Origin of the sequence: Citrobacter sp. CK194 (genome assembly GCF_030333395.1) — a bacterium.
Lineage (GTDB): Bacteria > Pseudomonadota > Gammaproteobacteria > Enterobacterales > Enterobacteriaceae > Citrobacter_B > Citrobacter_B koseri.
In genome coordinates this window covers 131,906-152,247 of record NZ_JAOWGA010000012.1, presented here as the reverse complement: position 1 = coordinate 152,247, position 20,342 = coordinate 131,906, and the positions used below count along the sequence as shown (strand labels likewise).

The 20,342-nt window shown below is 54.6% G+C and carries 19 protein-coding genes and 1 riboswitch; of the genes, 10 read left to right on the top strand and 9 right to left on the bottom strand.

Going from position 1 to position 20,342, the window contains the following annotated elements; all coding sequences use genetic code 11:
• The first annotated feature begins 91 nt into the window (after positions 1 to 91).
• Entirely contained in the window at positions 92 to 859 is a 768-nt protein-coding gene (locus tag OGX80_RS01410) for a DedA family protein (protein WP_012134103.1), read from the top strand.
• A gap of 92 nt (positions 860 to 951) precedes the next feature.
• Here the strand turns inward: OGX80_RS01410 and thiQ are convergent, their stop codons facing one another.
• From thiQ to sgrR, 4 genes are all read right to left on the bottom strand, one after another.
• Positions 952 to 1,650 carry a thiamine ABC transporter ATP-binding protein ThiQ gene (gene thiQ, locus OGX80_RS01405; RefSeq protein WP_058668564.1) on the bottom strand — a complete coding sequence of 233 codons (699 nt, stop codon included), beginning with the start codon at positions 1,648 to 1,650 and terminating at the stop codon, positions 952 to 954.
• Complete coding sequence (gene thiP, locus OGX80_RS01400; protein WP_115181995.1) at positions 1,634 to 3,244, bottom strand: thiamine/thiamine pyrophosphate ABC transporter permease ThiP; 1,611 nt, start codon at positions 3,242 to 3,244, stop codon at positions 1,634 to 1,636. Before thiP ends, thiQ begins: the two co-directional genes overlap by 17 nt.
• Positions 3,220 to 4,203 (bottom strand): thiamine ABC transporter substrate binding subunit, encoded by a 984-nt coding sequence (gene thiB / locus OGX80_RS01395; RefSeq protein WP_115182358.1) that lies wholly within the window; start codon positions 4,201 to 4,203, stop codon positions 3,220 to 3,222. The genes thiP and thiB overlap by 25 nt, the downstream gene beginning before the upstream one ends.
• 31 nt (positions 4,204 to 4,234) lie before the next feature.
• Positions 4,235 to 4,356: riboswitch (TPP riboswitch) on the bottom strand.
• Positions 4,357 to 4,389: 33 nt separating this feature from the next.
• A complete protein-coding gene (sgrR, locus tag OGX80_RS01390) occupies positions 4,390 to 6,045 on the bottom strand; it encodes an HTH-type transcriptional regulator SgrR (RefSeq protein WP_012134099.1) in 1,656 nt (551 codons plus the stop codon).
• A 93-nt stretch (positions 6,046 to 6,138) separates the two neighbouring features.
• On the opposite strand from sgrR, the gene sgrT reads away from it, so the two are divergent.
• Together sgrT and OGX80_RS01380 are read left to right on the top strand one after the other, a co-directional pair.
• Positions 6,139 to 6,261: a glucose uptake inhibitor SgrT gene (sgrT, locus tag OGX80_RS01385; RefSeq protein WP_024130713.1), complete on the top strand. Its 123-nt coding sequence runs from the start codon at positions 6,139 to 6,141 to the stop codon at positions 6,259 to 6,261.
• Between the two features lie 122 nt (positions 6,262 to 6,383).
• Complete coding sequence (locus OGX80_RS01380; RefSeq protein WP_012134096.1) at positions 6,384 to 7,562, top strand: sugar efflux transporter; 1,179 nt, start codon at positions 6,384 to 6,386, stop codon at positions 7,560 to 7,562.
• Between the two features lie 90 nt (positions 7,563 to 7,652).
• Here OGX80_RS01380 and leuD read toward each other — a convergent pair whose 3' ends face one another.
• From leuD to leuL, 5 genes are all read right to left on the bottom strand, one after another.
• Positions 7,653 to 8,258 (bottom strand): 3-isopropylmalate dehydratase small subunit, encoded by a 606-nt coding sequence (gene leuD / locus OGX80_RS01375; protein WP_049008518.1) that lies wholly within the window; start codon positions 8,256 to 8,258, stop codon positions 7,653 to 7,655.
• A gap of 10 nt (positions 8,259 to 8,268) precedes the next feature.
• Entirely contained in the window at positions 8,269 to 9,669 is a 1,401-nt protein-coding gene (gene leuC, locus OGX80_RS01370; RefSeq protein ID WP_012134093.1) for a 3-isopropylmalate dehydratase large subunit, read from the bottom strand.
• 2 nt (positions 9,670 to 9,671) lie between these two features.
• The gene (leuB, locus tag OGX80_RS01365) at positions 9,672 to 10,763 is read right to left on the bottom strand and encodes a 3-isopropylmalate dehydrogenase (RefSeq protein WP_012134092.1); all 1,092 of its coding nucleotides are present in this window, start codon (positions 10,761 to 10,763) and stop codon (positions 9,672 to 9,674) included.
• On the bottom strand, positions 10,763 to 12,334 hold the full coding sequence (gene leuA / locus OGX80_RS01360; protein WP_012134091.1) for a 2-isopropylmalate synthase: 1,572 nt from the start codon (positions 12,332 to 12,334) through the stop codon (positions 10,763 to 10,765). Before leuA ends, leuB begins: the two co-directional genes overlap by 1 nt.
• 90 nt (positions 12,335 to 12,424) lie before the next feature.
• Complete coding sequence (gene leuL, locus OGX80_RS01355) at positions 12,425 to 12,511, bottom strand: leu operon leader peptide (RefSeq protein ID WP_047458945.1); 87 nt, start codon at positions 12,509 to 12,511, stop codon at positions 12,425 to 12,427.
• Positions 12,512 to 13,170: 659 nt separating this feature from the next.
• Between leuL and leuO the strand changes: the two genes are divergently transcribed.
• The 7 genes from leuO (at position 13,171) to ftsL (ending at position 20,330) form a co-directional block, all read left to right on the top strand.
• Positions 13,171 to 14,115, top strand: a complete 945-nt coding sequence (gene leuO / locus OGX80_RS01350; protein ID WP_012134089.1) for a transcriptional regulator LeuO — start codon at positions 13,171 to 13,173, stop codon at positions 14,113 to 14,115.
• Between the two features lie 318 nt (positions 14,116 to 14,433).
• Complete coding sequence (gene ilvI, locus OGX80_RS01345; protein WP_012134088.1) at positions 14,434 to 16,158, top strand: acetolactate synthase 3 large subunit; 1,725 nt, start codon at positions 14,434 to 14,436, stop codon at positions 16,156 to 16,158.
• A 2-nt stretch (positions 16,159 to 16,160) separates the two neighbouring features.
• Positions 16,161 to 16,652 (top strand): acetolactate synthase small subunit, encoded by a 492-nt coding sequence (ilvN, locus tag OGX80_RS01340; protein WP_003829566.1) that lies wholly within the window; start codon positions 16,161 to 16,163, stop codon positions 16,650 to 16,652.
• A gap of 265 nt (positions 16,653 to 16,917) precedes the next feature.
• A complete protein-coding gene (gene cra, locus OGX80_RS01335) occupies positions 16,918 to 17,922 on the top strand; it encodes a catabolite repressor/activator (protein ID WP_024130712.1) in 1,005 nt (334 codons plus the stop codon).
• 643 nt (positions 17,923 to 18,565) lie between these two features.
• Entirely contained in the window at positions 18,566 to 19,024 is a 459-nt protein-coding gene (mraZ, locus tag OGX80_RS01330; RefSeq protein WP_012134081.1) for a division/cell wall cluster transcriptional repressor MraZ, read from the top strand.
• 2 nt (positions 19,025 to 19,026) lie between these two features.
• Positions 19,027 to 19,968, top strand: coding sequence for a 16S rRNA (cytosine(1402)-N(4))-methyltransferase RsmH (gene rsmH / locus OGX80_RS01325; protein ID WP_024130711.1), 942 nt, complete (start codon positions 19,027 to 19,029; stop codon positions 19,966 to 19,968).
• The gene (gene ftsL / locus OGX80_RS01320; protein WP_012134079.1) at positions 19,965 to 20,330 is read left to right on the top strand and encodes a cell division protein FtsL; all 366 of its coding nucleotides are present in this window, start codon (positions 19,965 to 19,967) and stop codon (positions 20,328 to 20,330) included. The genes rsmH and ftsL overlap by 4 nt, the downstream gene beginning before the upstream one ends.
• Positions 20,331 to 20,342: the final 12 nt, after the last annotated feature.

The window sequence follows — 20,342 nt, the reverse complement described above, 5'->3', positions numbered from 1 at the left end:
CATAACGCGTAATCTATTCAGACAATTGGCGACTTGACGAAGCGGGTGAGGGTTAGCAGAATCGCTGCTTCGTAAATCTGACGGACACATTATGCAAGCATTGCTGGAACACTTTATTCTCCAATCCGCTCTGTACTCGCTAATTGCGGTGGCGCTGGTGGCCTTTCTGGAGTCGCTGGCGTTGGTCGGTCTGATTCTGCCCGGTACGGTGATGATGGCGGGGCTGGGGGCGCTTATCGGCAGCGGTGAGCTGAATTTCTGGCATGCGTGGCTGGCGGGCATTATCGGTTGCCTGCTGGGGGACTGGATCTCCTTCTGGTTGGGCTGGCGCTTCAAAAAGCCGCTGCACCGCTGGTCTTTTATGAAAAAGAACAAAGCGCTGCTGGACAAAACCGAACACGCGCTGCATCAACACAGCATGTTCACCATTCTGGTCGGGCGTTTTGTCGGCCCGACGCGGCCGCTGGTGCCGATGGTGGCGGGGATGCTGGATCTGCCCGTCGCGAAATTTATCGTGCCGAATATTATTGGCTGCGTGCTGTGGCCGCCGTTCTATTTCTTGCCGGGGATTCTGGCGGGCGCTGCGATCGACATTCCGGCCGATATGCAGAGCGGCTATTTCAAATGGCTGTTGTTGGCAACGGCGCTGCTGCTGTGGCTGGCGGCCTGGCTGTGCTGGCGGTTATGGCGTAGCGGTAAGGCCGCCGCCGATCGCTTAACGCCGTTTTTACCGCGAGGCCGCCTGTTATGGCTGGCGCCGGTGATGCTCGGCGCGGGCATTGTCGCGCTGGTGATGCTGCTTCGTCATCCGCTGATGCCGGTGTATATCGATATTCTGCGTAAAGTCGTGGGTTACTGAGGAATCTTTTGCCGGATGGCGCTGACGCTTATCCGGCCTACAACGGATGCCTGTCCGTAGGCCCGGTAAGCGTAACGCCGCCGGGCATCCCATTACGCTTTAATGCCCAGTAATGCCGAAGCGCTGGCCTGACCGCTTAATAACTCATCCGTTTTGCCCTGCCATGCGATACGCCCGTCGGCCACGACAATCGAGCGTGACGCAATGCGCGCGGCATCCTCCACGCTATGTGACACCATCAGCAGGGTTAATTGCTGGTCGCGGCAGACGTCGCTGACCAGCGTCAGCATCTCCTGACGCAGGGCGGGATCGAGAGCGGAAAACGGCTCGTCGAGCAGCAATACCGGCTGCTCGCGCACCAGGCAGCGCGCAAGCGCCACGCGTTGACGTTGCCCGCCGGAAAGCTCGCCCGGCAGGCGCTCCAGCAGATTTTCGATCCCCATCTGGCGTGCAATATGATGCAGCTTCTCCCGCTGAGCCGCGTTCAGCTTTAGCCCAGGGTTTAACCCCAGCCCGATGTTCTGCTGCACGTTCAGGTGGCTGAACAGATTATTTTCCTGAAACAGCATGGAAACGGGACGGCGGGAGGGCGGTGTTGTGGTGTGATCCTGACCTTCAATCATTATTGTGCCGCTGGCCGGTGTCAGAAACCCGGCGATTAAATTCAGCAACGTACTTTTCCCGGCGCCGCTTGGCCCGAGAACTGCCACCTGTTCACCGCGCGCTACCGACAGTGTAAAGCGCATGGGCAAATGGTGATAAAGCCAGGTGATATCAGTCAGTTTTAACATTTCGCCCCGGTAATTTTTCGATAACGGTAAACAGCATAAAGCAGAGCATCAGCAGTAATAATGCGGTAACTGCGCCATCCTGGCTGCGATAGGAGCCAATTTGCTGATACAGATAAAACGGCAGCGTGCGGAAATCGTCGTTGCCAAACAGCGCCACCACGCCAAAATCACCGATGGAGAGCACGCAGGCAAAGGCCAGCGCCTGCGCCAGAGGGCGTTTCAGGGCGCGCAGTTCCACCACCTTCAGTCGCGACCATCCCTCAATGCCCAATGACTGACACAGCATACTGTAGCGTGCGGTCACGTCGCGCATGGGGTTTTCCAGCACTTTTAGCGCATAGGGAATCGCCATTAGCGCGTTGGTGAAAATCACAATACCGTCAGCCGACTCCGGTAGTCCAACGCTGTTGTTGAGCAGTAAAAAGAAGCCGGTCGCCAGCACGATGCCGGGCATAGCAAGGATCAACATCCCGCTCAGTTCCAGCGCCTGGCCTGCCAGTACCTGCTGGCGGGCGCGCAGTTCGCGGCTGCTCCATAAAAGCATCATCGTCAGGATGACGCACAGCACTCCCGCCGCCAGCGCAATGCGCAGAGAGGTCCACAGCGCCTGCCACAAAATGGGTTGCGCCAGCACGTCCAGCAGGCTGCGATTGACGCCATCAATAATAACCGCCAGCAGCGGCGGGAGAAGCAACAGCAGCGCCAGGGCGATCAGCAGGCTGTCCGTCAGGCGGCTGTGGAGCCGATCGTCAGGGTCGCGCCAGCCTTGCACCAGCGTGACGCCGGGGGCAATGGCTTTACTCAGCCGCTGGCTCAGCAGCACCAGCGCCAGACAACATATCATCTGGATCAGCGCCAGCATGGCCGCACGGGCAGGATCGTAGTCGTAGCTCAGCGCCTGATAGATGGCCAGCTCGATAGTGGTAGCCTGCGGGCCGCCGCCAAGTGACAACACGGTGGCGAAACTGGCGAAACAGAGCATAAAAATCAGCGCCGCCACCGGCGGGATTTGACGACGCAGCCACGGCCATTCAACAAAGCGGAAGAAGTGCCAGCCGCGCATACCTAGCTGCGCGGCGAGCTGTCGCTGTTCGCCGGGAATGTTTTCCAGCTCCTGAAGCAGCAGGCGGCTTGCCATCGGCAGGTTAAAAAAGACGTGCGCCAGTAAAATCCCCTGCAAGCCGTAGGGCGAGAAATGCCACTCCAGCCCCAGCGTATGCCACAGCGAGGCCAGCCAGCCCTGACGACCGTAGACGCTGAGGATACCGAAAACGGCGACCAGCACCGGTAAAATCAGCGTCATGGCGCACAGGCGCAATAACGCCAGACGTCCGGGAAAACGGCGACGATAGAGCGCTCTGGCGAGGAAAATCGCCGGGATGACGGAGAGCAGCGCCGACAGGAACGCCTGCCAGAACGAGAAACGCACGACGTGCCACAGGTAGCTGTCCTGCCACAGCGACGACCATTCACCCTGCGGCGCGTTAAGCCATAGCGCCAGAAATGCCGCCAGAGCCACTGCCACCATCAGCGCGGCGGCAGAAAGCCCGGGTATCAGCCAGCCGGGAATTAGCGGCTGACGGCGCGTTGCCATTCGCTAATCCATGCCTGACGCTGGGATGCCACTTCCGCAGGCGTAAATTCCAGCGTGGTGGATGGCTTCGTCAGTTGTTCAAATCCTGCGGGCAGGGCGACGTCAGCGACCGGATACATCCAGTTGCCGGTGGGAATGGCGTTCTGGAATGCCGGTGAAACCATAAATTTGAGGAATTTTTCTGCCAGTTCCGGCTGTTTGCTGGCGGCAGTGCGCGCAGCCACTTCCACTTGCAGGTAATGACCTTCGCTGAAGCTGGCGGCGGCGTAGTTATCTTTTTTCTCTTCGATGATGTGATATGCCGGAGAGGTGGTGTAGCTCAGCACCAGATCGCTTTCGCCTTTCAGGAACAGGCCGTAGGATTCACTCCAGCCTTTGGTGACGGTGACCGTTTTGGCCGCCAGTTTTTGCCAGGCTTCCGGCGCGTTATCGCCGTAGACTTTCTGCATCCACAGCAGCAGACCCAGCCCTGGTGTACTGGTGCGCGGGTCCTGATAAATCACGCGCCATTTCCGATCGCTCTCTACCAGTTCTTTCAGGCTTTTCGGTGGGTTTTTCAGTTTGTTTTTGTCATAGATGAAGGCGAAGTAGCCATAATCAAACGGCACGAATGTGTCGTTATGCCAGCCGCCTGGCACGTTAACCGCATCAGGCGCAATGCCGCTTTTCGCGAACAGGCGGGTTTGCGTGGCGGCTTCCAGCAGGTTGTTGTCCAGGCCAAGCACCATGTCGGCTTTGCTGTTTTTCCCTTCCATTCGCAGGCGGTTGAGCAGCGACACGCCATCTTCCAGCGCCACCAGCTTCAGTTCGCAATCACAGTCAGCTTCAAAGGCTTTTTTGATTGTCGGGCCAGGCCCCCAGTCGGCAGCGAAGGAGTCATAGGTATAGACGGTCAGAACAGGTTTGGCGAAGGCAGGCGCTGCGCACAGGAGTAGCAAGGGAAGACATTTTTTTAACACTTTGCACCTCATAAAGTGGGTGGCAAAGGACTTGAGAAGCAGTCTCAAATCCCTTCGCCGGCGTTATCCGGATCAGGTTCGACGGGTATTTTCTCAGCCCATACACTTCACGAATGGTTTCGCGTATGTTTATCAGCACCCCGTTGAGGACGGCGTTAGTGTAGTGATTTTGTTGCTAAGCGGCAATCATGGGTCGGGTGGCGCAAACCATGCCGATTTAAAGTCAAACCAGCCGAGGGTGTTCATACGTAGCCCGCGCATACTGCGCTGCCCCTGGATGATCAGCCAGTGGTGGATCAGCGGGACGATCGCTTTACTGGCGAGCAATTGCTGGCACCACACTGCCAGGTTCATCTCGCCGTTTCGCCACTGCGCGGCGTCGCCCTCCCAGTCCAGCGGGATGCAATGCTGCAACAGCGGGACTTCGCACAGGTGCGCAAACAGGGAAAAATCGAGCGGTAGCGTAAAGTTGGCGCTGTTGAGCCAGATGTCGCTTGTGACCTCCCCCGCATGCCATTGATCGTAGTCGATCTCATGGATATCCAGATGGACCTGATGTTCAGCCAGCAGTTGGCTCATGATCTGCGCGATCACCCGATGTTCGATGTGGTCGTGGTAGTAGGTCAGCGTGATTGTCTCCAGCCCGGCGGGTTTTTCGCCGTGTCCCGGGCGGGCATGGTGCCAGCGGGGCAGTAATCCGTAAGCCGGGAACCAGTGGCGCTGGTATTGCTCGTCGGCATAGAAGAGCAAATTGCTGGGGGAGAGCACGCGGCTTATCCACTCTCTGACTTCCTGATTCGCGCCGCGATTCGTCCGGGCGTCGAACAGCATATAATAGCAGCCCTCTTCCAGCCGGCTTTCGATGGCTTTTTCATCTTCGGTCGGCCCTTTTAACGTCAGACCGCCGTTCGGCTCGTCGCCAATGTCCGGCAATACCCAGACGTTCACTTCATCAATCAGCGCCCGATAGCCGAAGAAATCATCAAAGGCGTGGATTTTTAACTGGTTGCGCGTATTACGCATCACCGCGTAAGGGCCGGTGCCGATCGGATGGCTGGAGAAATTATTCAGCGTTTCCCACTCCCGCGGCAGGATCATCGCCGGAACCTGACCCAGCAGCCACGGCAGCCAGCGATCCGGCTGCGACAGGTGAATATCCAGCGTCCAGGCGGTGGGGGAGACTATCTCGGTAATGTGCGAGTAAAGCGGCAGGGCGTTGATGCGCGTTAGTGAGGCAATGACATCCTCCATCTCCAGCTCGCGTCCGTGATGGAAGTGAATCCCCGGACGAAGAAAAAAACGCCACTGCAAAGGGGAAATCTGTTGCCAGTGGTGGGCAATATCGGCTTCCAGTTCCCCATTTTCCTCATTTACGCGCGTCAGTGCGCTGAAAATTTGCCGGGCGATATGGGTTTCTGAACGACGCAATGCGGTGCCAGGCAGCAGGTTGTGCATTGGACGATAGTAGAGCACGCGCAGAATATGCCGCCCCTGGCGAAAGCTGCGCCCCAGGTGGGACACCAGCATTTGCCGCACGGCGGTTTTGTCGCCCACCAGCTGTACCAGCTGGTCGATGCGATCTTGCTCCAGCAGGTCTTCCGCCCGCTGCTGCTGTAGCGCCAGCCCGGTATAGAGGAAGGTCAGACGGGAGCGTTTCCCGCGTCCGACCTCCGCCTCCCACGTCAACCAGCCACGTTCCTGCATGGTATTTAGCAGCGTACGCATATGGCGGCGGGAGCAGCTCAGCAGGTCTGCCAGCTCGTTGAGCGTGGTGTCTTGCGTTTTGCCGTCGCAGCATTGCCACAGACGGATGAACTGTTGTTGCAGACGACCTGAAGACATAAAAGGGGAACTCCTGCGCAAAACTCAGCAATTTTACTATCCCCATATTAGGTCAATAATGGATTCCGATGAAGCAATATGGAGAGGTCTTCGATGCGTCAGTTTTATTTGAAGTACTTTACCGCGACAGAAGGGTTGTCCTGGTTGGCTTGTCCGAGCGCGCCGCAGCGCTTAAAGATGCTTGAAGAACTGATGCAGTGGGAGGTGACTGCCTGACCTCGGATTTCCGAATTGCAGACATCATGTGTGACTGAGTATTGGTGTTTATCGCCGCGCCAGCAGATAATTCCTGCTGGCTTTTTTCGTTTCGGCTGCGTTTAGCCATAAAAAGGGAAAGTATGCTCTGGTTAATGACGATGGGACGGCGCCTCAACGGTGTTTATGCCGCTTTTATGCTGGTTGCCTTTATGATGGGCGTGGCGGGAGCGTTACAGGCACCGACGCTGAGCCTGTTTTTGAGTCGTGAAGTCGGTGCGCAGCCGTTCTGGGTCGGCCTTTTTTACACGGTCAACGCGATTGCCGGGATTCTGGTCAGCCTTGCATTAGCAAAACGCTCGGACAGTAAAGGCGATCGCCGTAAGCTGATTATGTTCTGCTGCCTGATGGCGATTGGCAACGCGCTACTGTTCGCCTTCAATCGCCATTATCTCACCCTGATCACCTGCGGCGTGTTATTCGCGTCGCTGGCCAATACCGCCATGCCGCAGCTATTTGCGTTGGCGCGGGAATATGCCGATAACTCCGCGCGTGAAGTGGTGATGTTCAGCTCGGTAATGCGTGCGCAGCTTTCACTGGCATGGGTGATTGGCCCGCCGCTGGCTTTTATGCTGGCGCTGAACTATGGCTTCACGGCGATGTTTTCCATTGCCGCCGGCATATTCGCCATCAGCCTGGCGTTGATTGCTTTTATTCTGCCCTCGGTGGCGCGCGTTGAGCAGCCTGCCGATGTTCCGGTCACGGAAGCGGGCGGCTGGCAGGATAAAAACGTCCGTATGCTGTTTATCGCCTCCACGCTGATGTGGACCTGCAACACCATGTACATCATTGATATGCCGCTATGGATAAGCCTTGAGCTGGGTTTACCGGATAAACTGGCCGGAATATTGATGGGAACCGCAGCAGGTCTGGAGATCCCGGCGATGATTCTGGCTGGCTACTCGGTGAAGCGCTTCGGTAAGCGGCGGATGATGGTTATCGCCGTGGCTGCGGGGGTACTGTTTTATCTCGGCCTGATTTTCTTTCACAGCCAGACGGCGTTGCTTATCCTGCAACTGTTTAACGCGGTGTTTATCGGCATTGTGGCGGGGATTGGTATGCTGTGGTTTCAGGATTTAATGCCTGGCCGCGCTGGTTCAGCCACCACGCTGTTTACCAACAGTATCTCCACGGGAGTGATTCTGGCGGGGGTGATTCAGGGCGCGGTCGCGCAAAGCTACGGGCATTTCGCTGTTTACTGGGTGATAGCGGCGATTTCGCTGGTGGCGCTGGTGATGACCGGGCGGGTGAAGGATGTGTAAAAAATGCCGGATGATGGCTTCGCCTTATCCGGCCTACACAGAGTGGCAGGCCGGATAAACGAAGCCGTCATCCGGCAGGTATGCTGAGAATCAGCGCATAAACGACGGTTGTTTCTCTTCGTATGCCGCAATTGCGCTTTCGTGTTGCAGCGTCAGGCCGATGCTGTCTAGACCGTTCAGCATGCAGTGGCGGCGGAAGTCGTCGATTTTAAAGCTGTAGGACTTATCGCCCGCTTTTACTACCTGCGCTTCCAGATCCACTTCAAATTTAATCCCCGGATTGGCTTTCACCAGGGCGAACAGTTCATCGACCTCTTCATCGCTCAGTTTTACCGGCAGCAGCTGGTTGTTAAAGCTGTTGCCATAGAAGATATCCGCGAAGCTCGGCGCGATGACCACTTTAAAGCCGTAATCGGTCAGCGCCCACGGCGCGTGCTCGCGCGATGAACCGCAGCCGAAGTTTTCCCGCGCCAGCAGAATCGATGCGCCTTTATATTCCGGGAAGTTCAGCACGAACTCCGGGTTCGGCTGCTGACCCTTTTCATCCAGAAAACGCCAGTCATTGAACAGATGCGCGCCAAAACCGGTGCGGGTGACTTTCTGTAAAAACTGTTTCGGTATAATCGCGTCGGTATCGACGTTAGCAGCATCCAGCGGGACGACCAGGCCGGTGTGTTGGGTAAATTTCTCTGCCATGGTGTGCTCCTTATTTGATGCTGCGAATATCGGCGAAATGACCGGTGACGGCGGCAGCGGCAGCCATCGCCGGGCTAACCAGATGCGTGCGTCCGCCGCGCCCCTGACGACCTTCAAAGTTACGGTTGCTGGTGGAGGCGCAGCGCTCGCCCGGATTCAGACGGTCGTTGTTCATCGCCAGACACATGGAACAGCCTGGTAAACGCCATTCAAAACCGGCTTCGATAAAGATCTTATCCAGACCTTCCGCCTCTGCCTGCGCTTTTACCGGGCCGGAGCCGGGAACCACCAGAGCCTGAACGCCCGGTGCAACTTTACGCCCTTTGGCGATTTCCGCCGCCGCGCGTAAATCTTCAATACGCGAGTTGGTGCAGGAACCGATAAACACTTTGTCGATCGCCACGTCGGTTAACGGAATGCCCGGTTTCAGCCCCATATAGGCCAGCGCTTTTTCGGCGCTTGCGCGCTCGACAGGATCGGCAAACGAGGCCGGATCGGGGATATTGTCGTTGACGGAGATAACCTGACCCGGGTTGGTTCCCCAGGTAACCTGCGGCGCAATGTCTTCCGCTTGCAGGGTCACGACGGTATCGAACGTTGCGCCGTCGTCGGTTTTCAGGGTTTTCCAGTATGCGACGGCATCGTCAAAATCGCTGCCTTTCGGGGCGTGCAGACGCCCTTTTACGTAGTTGAAGGTGGTGTCATCCGGCGCGACCAGACCGGCTTTGGCGCCCATCTCGATCGCCATGTTGCACAGGGTCATACGACCTTCCATGCTCAGATTGCGAATTGCTTCGCCGCAGAACTCGACCACATGGCCCGTACCGCCCGCGCTGCCGGTTTTACCGATAATCGCCAGCACGATATCTTTCGCCGTAATGCCCGGCGCAGCCGTGCCTTTCACCTCAATCTTCATGGTTTTTGCGCGGCCCTGTTTCAGGGTCTGCGTCGCCAGAACGTGTTCAACTTCGGAGGTGCCGATGCCAAACGCCAGCGCGCCGAATGCGCCGTGCGTGGCGGTATGGGAATCGCCGCAAACAATGGTCATCCCCGGTAAGGTTACGCCCTGTTCCGGCCCCATTACGTGGACGATCCCCTGATACGGGTGGTTCAGGTCATACAGCTCCACGCCGAACGCTTTGCAGTTTTTGATCAACTCCTGCATCTGAATCCGCGCCATCTCGCCAGAGGCGTTGATGTCTTTGGTTTGTGTAGAGACGTTATGATCCATCGTCGCGAAGGTTTTACCCGGCTGGCGAACCGGGCGACCGTGGGCGCGCAGACCGTCAAACGCCTGCGGGGAGGTCACTTCATGCACCAGATGCCTGTCGATGTACAGCAGCGGGGTTTCGTTCTGCGCCTCATAGACCACATGCGCATCGAACAATTTTTCATACAACGTTTTAGCCATGATTACACCCCTTCGGCGACATAACGGGCAATGATGTCGCCCATCTCATCAGTACTGACAGCGGCAGCGCCACGGGCTAAATCACCGGTGCGAATACCTTCTTCTAATGCGCGGTTAATGGCGCTTTCAATGGCCGTTGCCGCATCGTCAGCATCCAGGCTGTAACGCAGCAGCAACGCCAGCGACAGGATCTGCGCGATCGGGTTGGCGATGTTTTTCCCGGCGATATCCGGCGCAGAACCGCCCGCCGGTTCATACAGGCCGAAACCCTGCTCGTTCAGGCTGGCGGAAGGCAACATCCCCATTGAGCCGGTGATCATCGCGCATTCGTCAGACAGAATGTCGCCAAACAGGTTGGAGCACAGCAGCACGTCAAACTGAGAGGGATCTTTAATCAACTGCATCGTGGCATTGTCGATGTACATGTGCGCCAGTTCGACATCCGGGTACGCTTTGGCGACCTCATTGACGATCTCGCGCCACAAAATGGACGTTTGCAGGACGTTGGCTTTGTCGATTGACGTAACCTTACGGCGACGTTTACGCGCCGATTCGAAGGCGATGCGCGCAATACGTTCGATTTCAAAACGGTGATACACCTCGGTATCGAAGGCTTTTTCATGTTGCCCGCTGCCTTCGCGGCCTTTCGGCTGACCAAAATAGATCCCGCCGGTTAATTCACGCACGCACAGGATGTCGAAACCGTTGGCCGCGATGTCGGCGCGCAGCGGGCAGAAGGCTTCCAGCCCCTGGTACAGCTTTGCCGGACGCAGGTTGCTGAACAATTTGAAGTGTTTACGCAGCGGCAGCAGTGCGCCGCGTTCCGGTTGGCTGTCCGGCGGCAGATTTTCCCATTTCGGGCCGCCGACGGAGCCAAACAGAATGGCATCCGCCTGTTCACAGCCTTCAACGGTCGCTTTCGGCAGCGGTTGACCGTGGTTGTCGATAGCGGCGCCGCCGACATCGTAATGGCTGGTGGTAATGCGCATGGCAAAACGACTGCGAACGGCTTCCAGGACTTTCAGGGCTTGCGCCATCACTTCCGGGCCAATACCGTCACCCGGCAAAACAGCAATATGGTAATTCTTCGACATCACACGGTTTCCTTATTGTTCTCTTTATTCTGAGCTTTGCGTTGCAATTCTTTTTCGACTTCGGCGGCACGCCAGATGTTGTTCAGGACATGCACCATCGCTTTCGCGGAGGATTCGACGATATCGGTCGCCAGACCGACCCCGTGGAAGCGACGGCCGTTATAGTTGGCGACGATATCCACCTGGCCCAGCGCATCTTTGCCGTGGCCTTTCGCCGACAGGCTGTATTTCACCAGTTCAATGTTGTAATCGGTGATGCGGTTGATGGCCTGGTAAATGGCATCGACCGGGCCGTTGCCGTTCGCGGCTTCCGCTTTGATGTCGTCGCCGCAGGCCAGTTTGACGGAGGCCGTGGCGATATCGTTAGAGCCGGACTGCACGCTGAAATAGTCCAGACGGAAATGCTCTGGCTCTTCCTGTTGTTTATTGATGAAGGCCAGCGCCTCCAGGTCGTAATCGAATACCTGACCTTTTTTATCCGCCAGCTTCAGGAAAGCGTCGTACAGGTTGTCCAGATTGTATTCACTCTCTTTATAGCCCATCTCGTCCATACGGTGTTTTACGGCCGCACGCCCGGAGCGAGAGGTCAGGTTCAACTGGATCTGGTTCAGGCCGATAGACTCTGGCGTCATGATTTCGTAGTTTTCACGGTTTTTCAGCACGCCGTCCTGGTGAATGCCGGAGGAGTGGGCGAACGCGCCGCTGCCGACAATCGCTTTGTTCGCCGGGATCGGCATGTTGCAGATCTGACTGACCAACTGGCTGGTGCGCCAGATCTCCTGGTGATTGATGCGGGTATGCACATTCAGAATGTCCTGGCGTACCTTGATCGCCATGATGACTTCTTCCAGCGAGCAGTTACCGGCACGTTCACCGATACCGTTCATGGCGCCTTCAACCTGACGCGCGCCCGCGTGGACGGCCGCCAGCGCGTTGCCGACGCCCAGACCTAAATCATCATGGGTATGTACGGAGATGATGGCCTTGTCGATATTCGGTACGCGCTCATACAGCCCGGAAATAATACCGCCGAACTCGAAGGGCATGGTGTAGCCCACGGTATCGGGAATGTTGATTGTTTTCGCGCCCGCATTGATCGCCGCTTCCACGACGCGAGCGAGATCGTCAATCGGGGTACGACCTGCGTCTTCGCATGAGAACTCCACGTCATCAGTGTAATTACGCGCACGCTTAACCATATAGATAGCACGCTCAATCACTTCATCCAGCGTGCTGCGCAGCTTGGTGGCGATATGCATCGGCGAGGTGGCGATAAAGGTATGGATGCGAAAAGCGTCCGCGACCTTCAGTGATTCTGCCGCGACGTCGATGTCTTTTTCCACGCAGCGGGCTAACGCGCAAACGCGGCTGTTTTTGACCTGGCGGGCGATAGTCTGTACCGACTCAAAATCGCCAGGTGAAGAGACGGGAAAACCCACTTCCATCACATCGACGCCCATACGTTCAAGGGCCAGGGCAATTTGCAGCTTTTCTTTCACACTCAGGCTAGCCTGTAACGCCTGTTCACCGTCGCGTAAAGTGGTATCGAAAATAATGACTTGCTGGCTCATGGTTTAGGTCCTTGTCTCTTTAGGGCGCCTTGCTTCGAGCATAAAAAAACCCGCGCAACGGCGCGGGTTTTTAATCTTACTGATGCTGACTTAATGCTGAATGTCGCTCACCAGTCTACCGCGCAACGAAGATGCGTTTAGTAGTAGTAGACCGTTAAAGCGAGCGATACGAATCATTAAATCAACTCCAGATGAATGCGATATGCTTTTAGTGGTACTGGATACGCTGCGCGATGTCAACCCTGTTGCAGATAAACCCTCCCATGCAGAGGGGATCTTGCGTTCTGTACTTTAGCTAATTGTGCTGAACTTTCAGGCAAATGCAAAATAAATCGACAGGAGGTGCGTACATACTTTTCACTGTTTGACATATTTGAGCATGTTTATTTGCAACTACAGCAAGCTGAAAGGGGGGTAAAGGTATTGCAAAGGTCGTACTTATCTTTTTGATTTTATTTATTTTTATATCTTTCGTGAATAAATTAATGAATCCGTTGCACACGTTATTGATAAATTATTGTTAAGAGTAAAAGCACAACTAATATAAACAATTAATTAAAACTTAATTTATTATTCACCAAAAGCATGATTGTGTATTCGCCACGCTTATGTTTATATTGCTTTTGTAATTTAAACATTATGAATCATCGTGCTGTGGCCTCTGCCGTATTGTACTGGCATGGGCTTTCGCCTTTTCCTGAACGATGCCTTTATGTTTTCCTAATTTTTATGTTTTCTCTTTTTCTTATTTTATATGCATGATAAATCATATTTCCTGAGATTATTTCTGCATTTCGTCAAGAAAAAGGGAGTTTAGTGTGACAGTGGAGTTAACTATGCCAGAGATAGAAATAGATAAACCGCATCCGATAGAAATGGTTAAGCCTCAGCTTCGTATGGTTGATCTGAATTTACTGACCGTCTTTGACGCCGTGATGCAAGAGCAGAATATCACGCGGGCGGCTCACTCCCTGGGGATGTCGCAGCCTGCCGTCAGTAATGCGGTGGCGCGTCTGAAAGTCATGTTTAATGACGAGCTGTTTGTCCGGTACGGACGCGGTATCCAGCCAACGGCGCGCGCTTATCAGCTATTTGGTTCCGTTCGCCAGGCGTTACAGTTGGTGCAAAATGAGTTGCCCGGTTCAGGTTTTGAACCCGCCAGCAGCGAGCGTGTATTCCATCTTTGCGTGTGCAGCCCGCTGGATAATATTCTGACGTCGCTTATTTATAATCGCGTTGAAAAGATTGCGCCGAATATTCATGTCGTTTTTAAATCATCGTTAAATCAAAATACGGAACATCAGCTGCGTTATCAGGAAACGGAATTTGTTATTGGGTATGAAGAGTTCCGCCGTCCTGAGTTTACCAGCGTATCGTTATTTAAAGATGAAATGGTGCTGGTCGCCAGCAGAAAACATCCGCGTATCAGCGGTCCGTTGCTGGAGAGCGATGTTTATAATGAACAACATGCGGTCGTTTCACTCGATCGTTATGCCTCATTTAGCCAGCCGTGGTATGACACGCCAGACAGACAAAGCTGCATTGCTTATCAGGGAATGGCGTTGATCAGCGTGCTTAATGTTGTCTCTCAAACGCAACTGGTGGCAGTTGCGCCGCGTTGGTTAGCCGATGAATTTGCCGAGTCATTAGCGTTACAGATATTACCGTTGCCTTTAAAACTGAATAGCCGGACCTGTTATCTTTCCTGGCATGATGCCGCGGGTCGGGATAAGGGTCATCAATGGATGGAAGAGTTATTGGTTTCTGTCTGTCAAAAGTGAATACGGGCGGAATAAATCAGAGTGAAATATCTGGTTTATTCTGCTTTTTCGTCTGTGTGTGAAATTTTATACTGAATTGTGCATCCAGGCGCTTTACGCATATCGCAAAAAATGGCGATATTGCTGTAAGTCCCCATTTTTAAGCGATTATTTATCATCACATCTGCTTATCCTGGTGTAATTCGCCGTTTCTTCTGCGCTTTCATCTCATTTATTCTTATTTATCTTCGAACGACGACATCAGCCTGAATTGCCTGCGTCATGGTGAGCAGTTAATGTGTTAGCAAAAGGTAAATCATCATAATAGTGGAGCAAGCCATGGAGATGTTGTCTGGAGCCGAGATGGTCGTCCGATCGCTCATCGATCAGGGCGTGAAGCAGGTATTCGGTTATCCCGGGGGCGCGGTCCTCGATATTTATGATGCGCTGCACACGGTCGGTGGTATTGATCATGTGCTTGTCCGTCATGAACAAGCGGCTGTGCATATGGCGGATGGCCTGGCGCGGGCAACAGGTGAAGTCGGGGTCGTTCTGGTCACTTCCGGGCCAGGCGCCACGAATGCGATCACCGGTATTGCCACGGCCTATATGGACTCCATTCCTCTGGTCATCCTTTCCGGGCAAGTGGCGACGTCGTTGATTGGCTATGACGCCTTTCAGGAATGCGACATGGTGGGGATCTCACGTCCGGTGGTGAAACACAGCTTCCTCGTTAAACAGACGGAAGACATCCCGCAGGTGCTGAAAAAAGCGTTCTGGCTGGCGGCAAGCGGGCGTCCTGGACCCGTGGTCGTGGATCTCCCGAAAGATATTTTGAATCCGGCGAAAAAGTTGCCCTACGTCTGGCCGGAGTCGGTCAGTATGCGCTCTTATAACCCGACCACGACAGGGCATAAAGGGCAGATTAAGCGCGCGCTGCAAACGCTGGCGGCGGCAAAAAAACCGGTGGTCTACGTCGGCGGCGGTGCAGTGAATGCGGGTTGTCATGAACAACTGCGGCAAACCATTGAAGCGCTCAACCTGCCGGTCGTCTCGTCGCTGATGGGGCTGGGCGCATTCCCGGCCACGCATCGTCAGTCGTTAGGGATGCTGGGGATGCACGGCACCTATGAAGCCAACATGACCATGCATCATTCCGATGTGATTTTTGCCGTCGGGGTGCGTTTTGACGATCGCACGACCAATAATCTGGCGAAATACTGCCCGAATGCGACCGTGCTGCATATCGATATCGATCCGACCTCTATCTCTAAAACCGTGACGGCGGATATTCCCATTGTGGGCGATGCGCGCCTGGTTCTGGAGCAAATGCTGGAATTACTGCCGCAGGAAGTCGCGCAGCAGCCGCTGGATGATATTCGCGACTGGTGGCAACACATTGAACGCTGGCGCGCCCGTCAGTGCCTGAAATATGACACCCAAAGCGAGAGCATTAAACCGCAGGCGGTGATCGAGGCTATCTGGCGTCTGACGAAAGGCGATGCGTATGTCACTTCTGATGTCGGTCAGCACCAGATGTTCGCCGCGCTCTACTACCCCTTTGATAAGCCGCGTCGCTGGATTAACTCCGGCGGTCTCGGCACGATGGGTTTTGGCCTGCCAGCGGCTCTGGGCGTGAAGATGGCGCTGCCGGATGAAACGGTAGTGTGCGTCACGGGAGATGGCAGCATTCAGATGAACATCCAGGAGCTGTCGACGGCGCTGCAATATGAACTGCCGGTGCTGGTGCTCAACCTTAACAACCGCTATCTCGGCATGGTCAAACAATGGCAGGACATGATCTACTCCGGGCGTCATTCGCAATCTTACATGCAGTCGCTGCCCGATTTTGTACGCCTTGCCGAGGCTTATGGGCATATCGGTATCCAGATTAATCATCCAGATGAACTGGAGAGCAAGCTGGGCGAAGCGCTGGAACATGTGCGTAACCATCGTCTGGTGTTTGTCGATGTCACCGTCGATGGCAGTGAGCATGTCTACCCCATGCAGATTCGTGGGGGCGGGATGGATGAAATGTGGTTAAGCAAAACGGAGAGGACCTGATTATGCGCCGGATATTATCAGTATTGCTGGAAAACGAGTCGGGTGCATTGTCGCGTGTGATTGGCCTCTTCGCCCAGCGTGGATACAACATTGAAAGCCTTACCGTCGCGCCGACCGACGATCCGACGTTATCGCGTATGACCATCCAGACGGTTGGCGATGAGAAAGTTCTGGAGCAAATTGAAAAGCAACTGCACAAGCTGGTGGATGTTCTGCGCGTAAGCGAACTTGGGCAGGGCGCGCACGTTGAGCGAGAAATCATGCTGGTGAAGATTCAGGCCAGCGGATACGGAAGGGAAGAGGTGAAGCGCAACACGGAGATTTTCCGTGGGCAGATTATTGATGTCACGCCTTCTATTTATACCGTCCAGCTGGCAGGCACCAGCGATAAGCTGGACGCGTTTCTGGCGACGCTGCGTGAAGTGGCGAAAATTGTTGAAGTTGCCCGTTCCGGCGTTGTCGGGCTTTCGCGCGGCGACAAGATCATGCGTTAATCATTGTGTTATCTTTCAATTGTAGGCCTGATAAGCGAAGCGTCATCAGGCAATTATACCCTACCGGATGGCGCTAATGCTTATCCGGCCTACAGGTGACGTCTCAATCTCCGCCGACGCTACCCGTTGGCTTTTTTTTGCGAAATCAGTGGTAACCCGGAATAAAAGCGGTTGCCGCAGTCACTATTCTGCGCTTAGATGTTAAGAAATTTAACCCATGCCGTCACAATGGTTATGGTTTGTACATTTTACGCAAGGGGCAATTGTGAAACTGGATGAAATCGCTCGGCTGGCCGGTGTATCGCGAACGACTGCAAGCTACGTTATTAACGGAAAAGCAAAGCAATACCGCGTGAGCGACAAGACCGTCGAGAAAGTCATGGCGGTGGTGCGTGAGCATAATTACCACCCGAATGCTGTGGCCGCCGGGCTGCGTGCTGGACGCACACGTTCTATCGGACTGGTCATTCCCGATCTGGAGAACACGAGTTATACCCGTATCGCCAACTACCTGGAGCGCCAGGCGCGCCAGCGCGGTTATCAACTGCTGATTGCCTGCTCAGAAGATCAGCCGGATAACGAAATGCGGTGTATCGAACATCTTCTACAACGCCAGGTGGATGCGATCATTGTATCGACCTCGTTACCGCCGGAGCATCCGTTCTACCAGCGCTGGGCCAATGGTTCATTCCCCATCGTGGCGCTGGATCGCGCGCTGGATCGCGAACATTTCACCAGCGTTGTCGGGGCGGATCAGGATGATGCGGAAATGCTGGCGGCAGAGTTACGTAAATTCCCGGCGGAAACGGTGCTTTACCTGGGCGCGTTGCCGGAGCTGTCCGTCAGTTTCCTGCGCGAGCAGGGGTTCCGTACCGCATGGAAAGACGATCCGCGCGAAGTACACTATCTGTATGCCAACAGCTACGAGCGGGAAGCGGCGGCGCAGCTGTTCGAAAAATGGCTGGAAACTCACCCGATGCCGCAGGCGCTGTTTACCACGTCGTTTGCGCTTTTGCAGGGCGTGATGGATGTGACGTTACGTCGTGACGGGAAGCTGCCTTCCAACCTGGCGATCGCCACCTTTGGCGATAATGAGCTGCTCGACTTCTTGCAGTGTCCGGTTCTGGCGGTCGCACAGCGTCATCGTGATGTTGCTGAACGCGTCCTGGAGATCGTCCTGGCCAGCCTGGATGAGCCGCGTAAACCGAAGCCAGGTTTAACGCGAATCAAACGTAATTTGTACCGCCGCGGTATTCTTAGCCGCAGTTAGTCCATTTCTGTATGCCGGATAAGGCGGTTATGCCGCCATCTGGCAAATCGCCCGGCGGCGTTGTCGCTGACCGGGCAAATATTCACCTGCCAACAATACTCACACCATAATTAAGATTATTCCTTAGAATTATCCGACTTATCTTTCAAATATGCTGATTTTAAACCTGTCGATACCGACTTCAGGTTTATTGAGACGTCGTATTGAACCCGTTTTGTATTATTTTGTTACATGCGGGCGACGAATTGCCGAATTAACAAACACTTTTTTTCGATGTGGCCTTCACGTCGCGGCTGGCTTGTCGGTGCGGGGCGTAGAGAGCGATAAACAGGTACTGTTATCTCGCTGCATATTGTCCTAAAATGCCGCTCGCGTCGCAAACTGACACTTTATATTTTTATCAGATGATATTGAGTCGTTTTAAACGGTGATGAGTTTTTGGATCTTTTTTCTTACAAATATTCATGACGTTAATTTGCTTCGCTCGTTGGACGGAATTTAATCAACGCTGATATTAGCCGTATACATTGGGTTTTTTACTCCGGTAAGCGTCCTGACTTGCTTGACAAGCTTTTCCTCCGCTCCGTAAACTCCTTTAAGTGGGAATTTGTGGGGCAAAGTGGTAATAAGGGGTGAGGCTGGCATGTTCCGGGGAGCAACGTTAGTCAATCTCGACAGTAAGGGGCGCTTATCTGTGCCCACCCGTTACCGGGATCAACTGATCGAGAACGCTACCGGTCAAATGGTTTGTACCATTGACATCCATCACCCGTGCCTGCTGCTTTACCCCCTGCCTGAATGGGAAATTATCGAGCAAAAATTATCGCGTCTGTCGAGCATGAACCCGGTTGAGCGCCGCGTGCAGCGTTTACTGTTGGGGCATGCCAGCGAATGTCAGATGGATAGCGCGGGTCGCTTATTGATCGCGCCGATTCTGCGGCAACATGCCGGGCTGACGAAAGAAGTGATGCTGGTTGGACAGTTCAATAAGTTTGAACTGTGGGATGAAACGACCTGGTATCAACAGGTCAAGGAAGATATCGACGCTGAGCAGTCAGTAACCGAAACCTTGTCGGAACGACTGCAGGACTTGTCTCTATAATGATGATGGAAAATTTTAAACACACTACGGTGCTGCTGGACGAGGCCGTAAACGGTCTGAACATTCGCCCTGACGGCATCTACATTGATGGGACATTTGGTCGCGGCGGCCACTCACGTCTGATCCTCTCCCGGCTTGGCGAAGAGGGACGTTTGCTGGCGATCGATCGCGATCCACAGGCTATTGCCGAAGCCCAGGCCATCAATGATCCTCGCTTCTCCATCATTCATGGACCTTTCTCTGCGCTTGCTGATTATGTAAGTGAGCGCGAACTTATCGGCAAGATCGACGGGATTCTCCTTGATCTTGGCGTCTCTTCACCGCAACTCGATGATGCCGAACGTGGTTTTTCTTTTATGCGCGATGGCCCGCTGGATATGCGTATGGACCCAACGCGCGGTCAGTCTGCCGCAGAATGGCTGCAAACCGCGGAAGAAGCCGATATTGCCTGGGTGCTGAAAACCTTTGGCGAAGAGCGTTTTGCGAAACGTATTGCCCGCGCCATTGTGGAGCGCAACCGCGAACAGCCCATGACCCGCACCAAAGAACTGGCGGAAGTGGTCGCAGCGGCGACGCCGGTGAAGGACAAATTCAAACATCCCGCGACCCGTACCTTCCAGGCGGTGCGCATTTGGGTGAACAGTGAACTGGAGGAGATAGAGCAGGCGCTAAAAAGCTCGCTCAGCGTGCTGGCCCCGGGTGGGCGGCTTTCCATTATCAGTTTCCACTCGCTGGAAGACCGTATTGTGAAGCGCTTTATGCGTGAGCAAAGCCGCGGTCCACAGGTTCCAGCAGGGTTGCCGATGACGGAAGAGCAGCTCAAAAAACTGGGCGGTCGTGAGCTAAGAGCATTAGGCAAGTTGATGCCGGGCGAAGAAGAAGTGGCGGAAAATCCACGCGCCCGTAGTTCAGTTCTGCGTATTGCAGAGAGGACGAACGCATGATCAGCAGAGTGACAGAAGCCCTGAGCAAAGTGAAGGGATCGACGGGAATCACCAATCGCCATGCTTTGCCTGGCGTGATCGGTGACGATCTTTTGCGATTTGGGAAGCTGCCACTCTGCCTGTTCATTTGCATCATTTTAACGGCGGTCACCGTCGTGACAACGGCGCACCATACGCGCCTGTTAACCGCACAGCGCGAGCAACTGGTGCTGGAGCGTGATGCGCTGGATATCGAATGGCGCAACCTGATTCTTGAAGAAAACGCGCTCGGCGATCATAGCCGGGTAGAACGGATCGCAACGGAAAAGTTGCAGATGCAGCATGTCGATCCCTCACAAGAAAATATCGTAGTGCAAAAATAAGGATAAACGCGA

What these genes read in the sequence shown, in the direction of transcription:
- ftsL (WP_012134079.1), top strand. Translation starts at nt 19,965, where the DNA reads ATGATCAGCAGAGTGACAGAAGCCCTGAGCAAAGTGAAGGGATCGACG.
- mraZ (WP_012134081.1), top strand. Translation starts at nt 18,566, where the DNA reads ATGTTCCGGGGAGCAACGTTAGTCAATCTCGACAGTAAGGGGCGCTTA.
- leuL (WP_047458945.1), bottom strand. Translation starts at nt 12,511, where the DNA reads ATGATTCGTATCGCTCGCTTTAACGGTCTACTACTACTAAACGCATCT.
- sgrT (WP_024130713.1), top strand. Translation starts at nt 6,139, where the DNA reads ATGCGTCAGTTTTATTTGAAGTACTTTACCGCGACAGAAGGGTTGTCC.
- leuC (WP_012134093.1), bottom strand. Translation starts at nt 9,669, where the DNA reads ATGGCTAAAACGTTGTATGAAAAATTGTTCGATGCGCATGTGGTCTAT.
- ilvI (WP_012134088.1), top strand. Translation starts at nt 14,434, where the DNA reads ATGGAGATGTTGTCTGGAGCCGAGATGGTCGTCCGATCGCTCATCGAT.
- thiP (WP_115181995.1), bottom strand. Translation starts at nt 3,244, where the DNA reads ATGGCAACGCGCCGTCAGCCGCTAATTCCCGGCTGGCTGATACCCGGG.
- sgrR (WP_012134099.1), bottom strand. Translation starts at nt 6,045, where the DNA reads ATGTCTTCAGGTCGTCTGCAACAACAGTTCATCCGTCTGTGGCAATGC.
- thiQ (WP_058668564.1), bottom strand. Translation starts at nt 1,650, where the DNA reads ATGTTAAAACTGACTGATATCACCTGGCTTTATCACCATTTGCCCATG.
- leuB (WP_012134092.1), bottom strand. Translation starts at nt 10,763, where the DNA reads ATGTCGAAGAATTACCATATTGCTGTTTTGCCGGGTGACGGTATTGGC.
- leuD (WP_049008518.1), bottom strand. Translation starts at nt 8,258, where the DNA reads ATGGCAGAGAAATTTACCCAACACACCGGCCTGGTCGTCCCGCTGGAT.
- ilvN (WP_003829566.1), top strand. Translation starts at nt 16,161, where the DNA reads ATGCGCCGGATATTATCAGTATTGCTGGAAAACGAGTCGGGTGCATTG.
- leuO (WP_012134089.1), top strand. Translation starts at nt 13,171, where the DNA reads ATGCCAGAGATAGAAATAGATAAACCGCATCCGATAGAAATGGTTAAG.
- OGX80_RS01410 (WP_012134103.1), top strand. Translation starts at nt 92, where the DNA reads ATGCAAGCATTGCTGGAACACTTTATTCTCCAATCCGCTCTGTACTCG.
- OGX80_RS01380 (WP_012134096.1), top strand. Translation starts at nt 6,384, where the DNA reads ATGCTCTGGTTAATGACGATGGGACGGCGCCTCAACGGTGTTTATGCC.
- leuA (WP_012134091.1), bottom strand. Translation starts at nt 12,334, where the DNA reads ATGAGCCAGCAAGTCATTATTTTCGATACCACTTTACGCGACGGTGAA.
- rsmH (WP_024130711.1), top strand. Translation starts at nt 19,027, where the DNA reads ATGATGGAAAATTTTAAACACACTACGGTGCTGCTGGACGAGGCCGTA.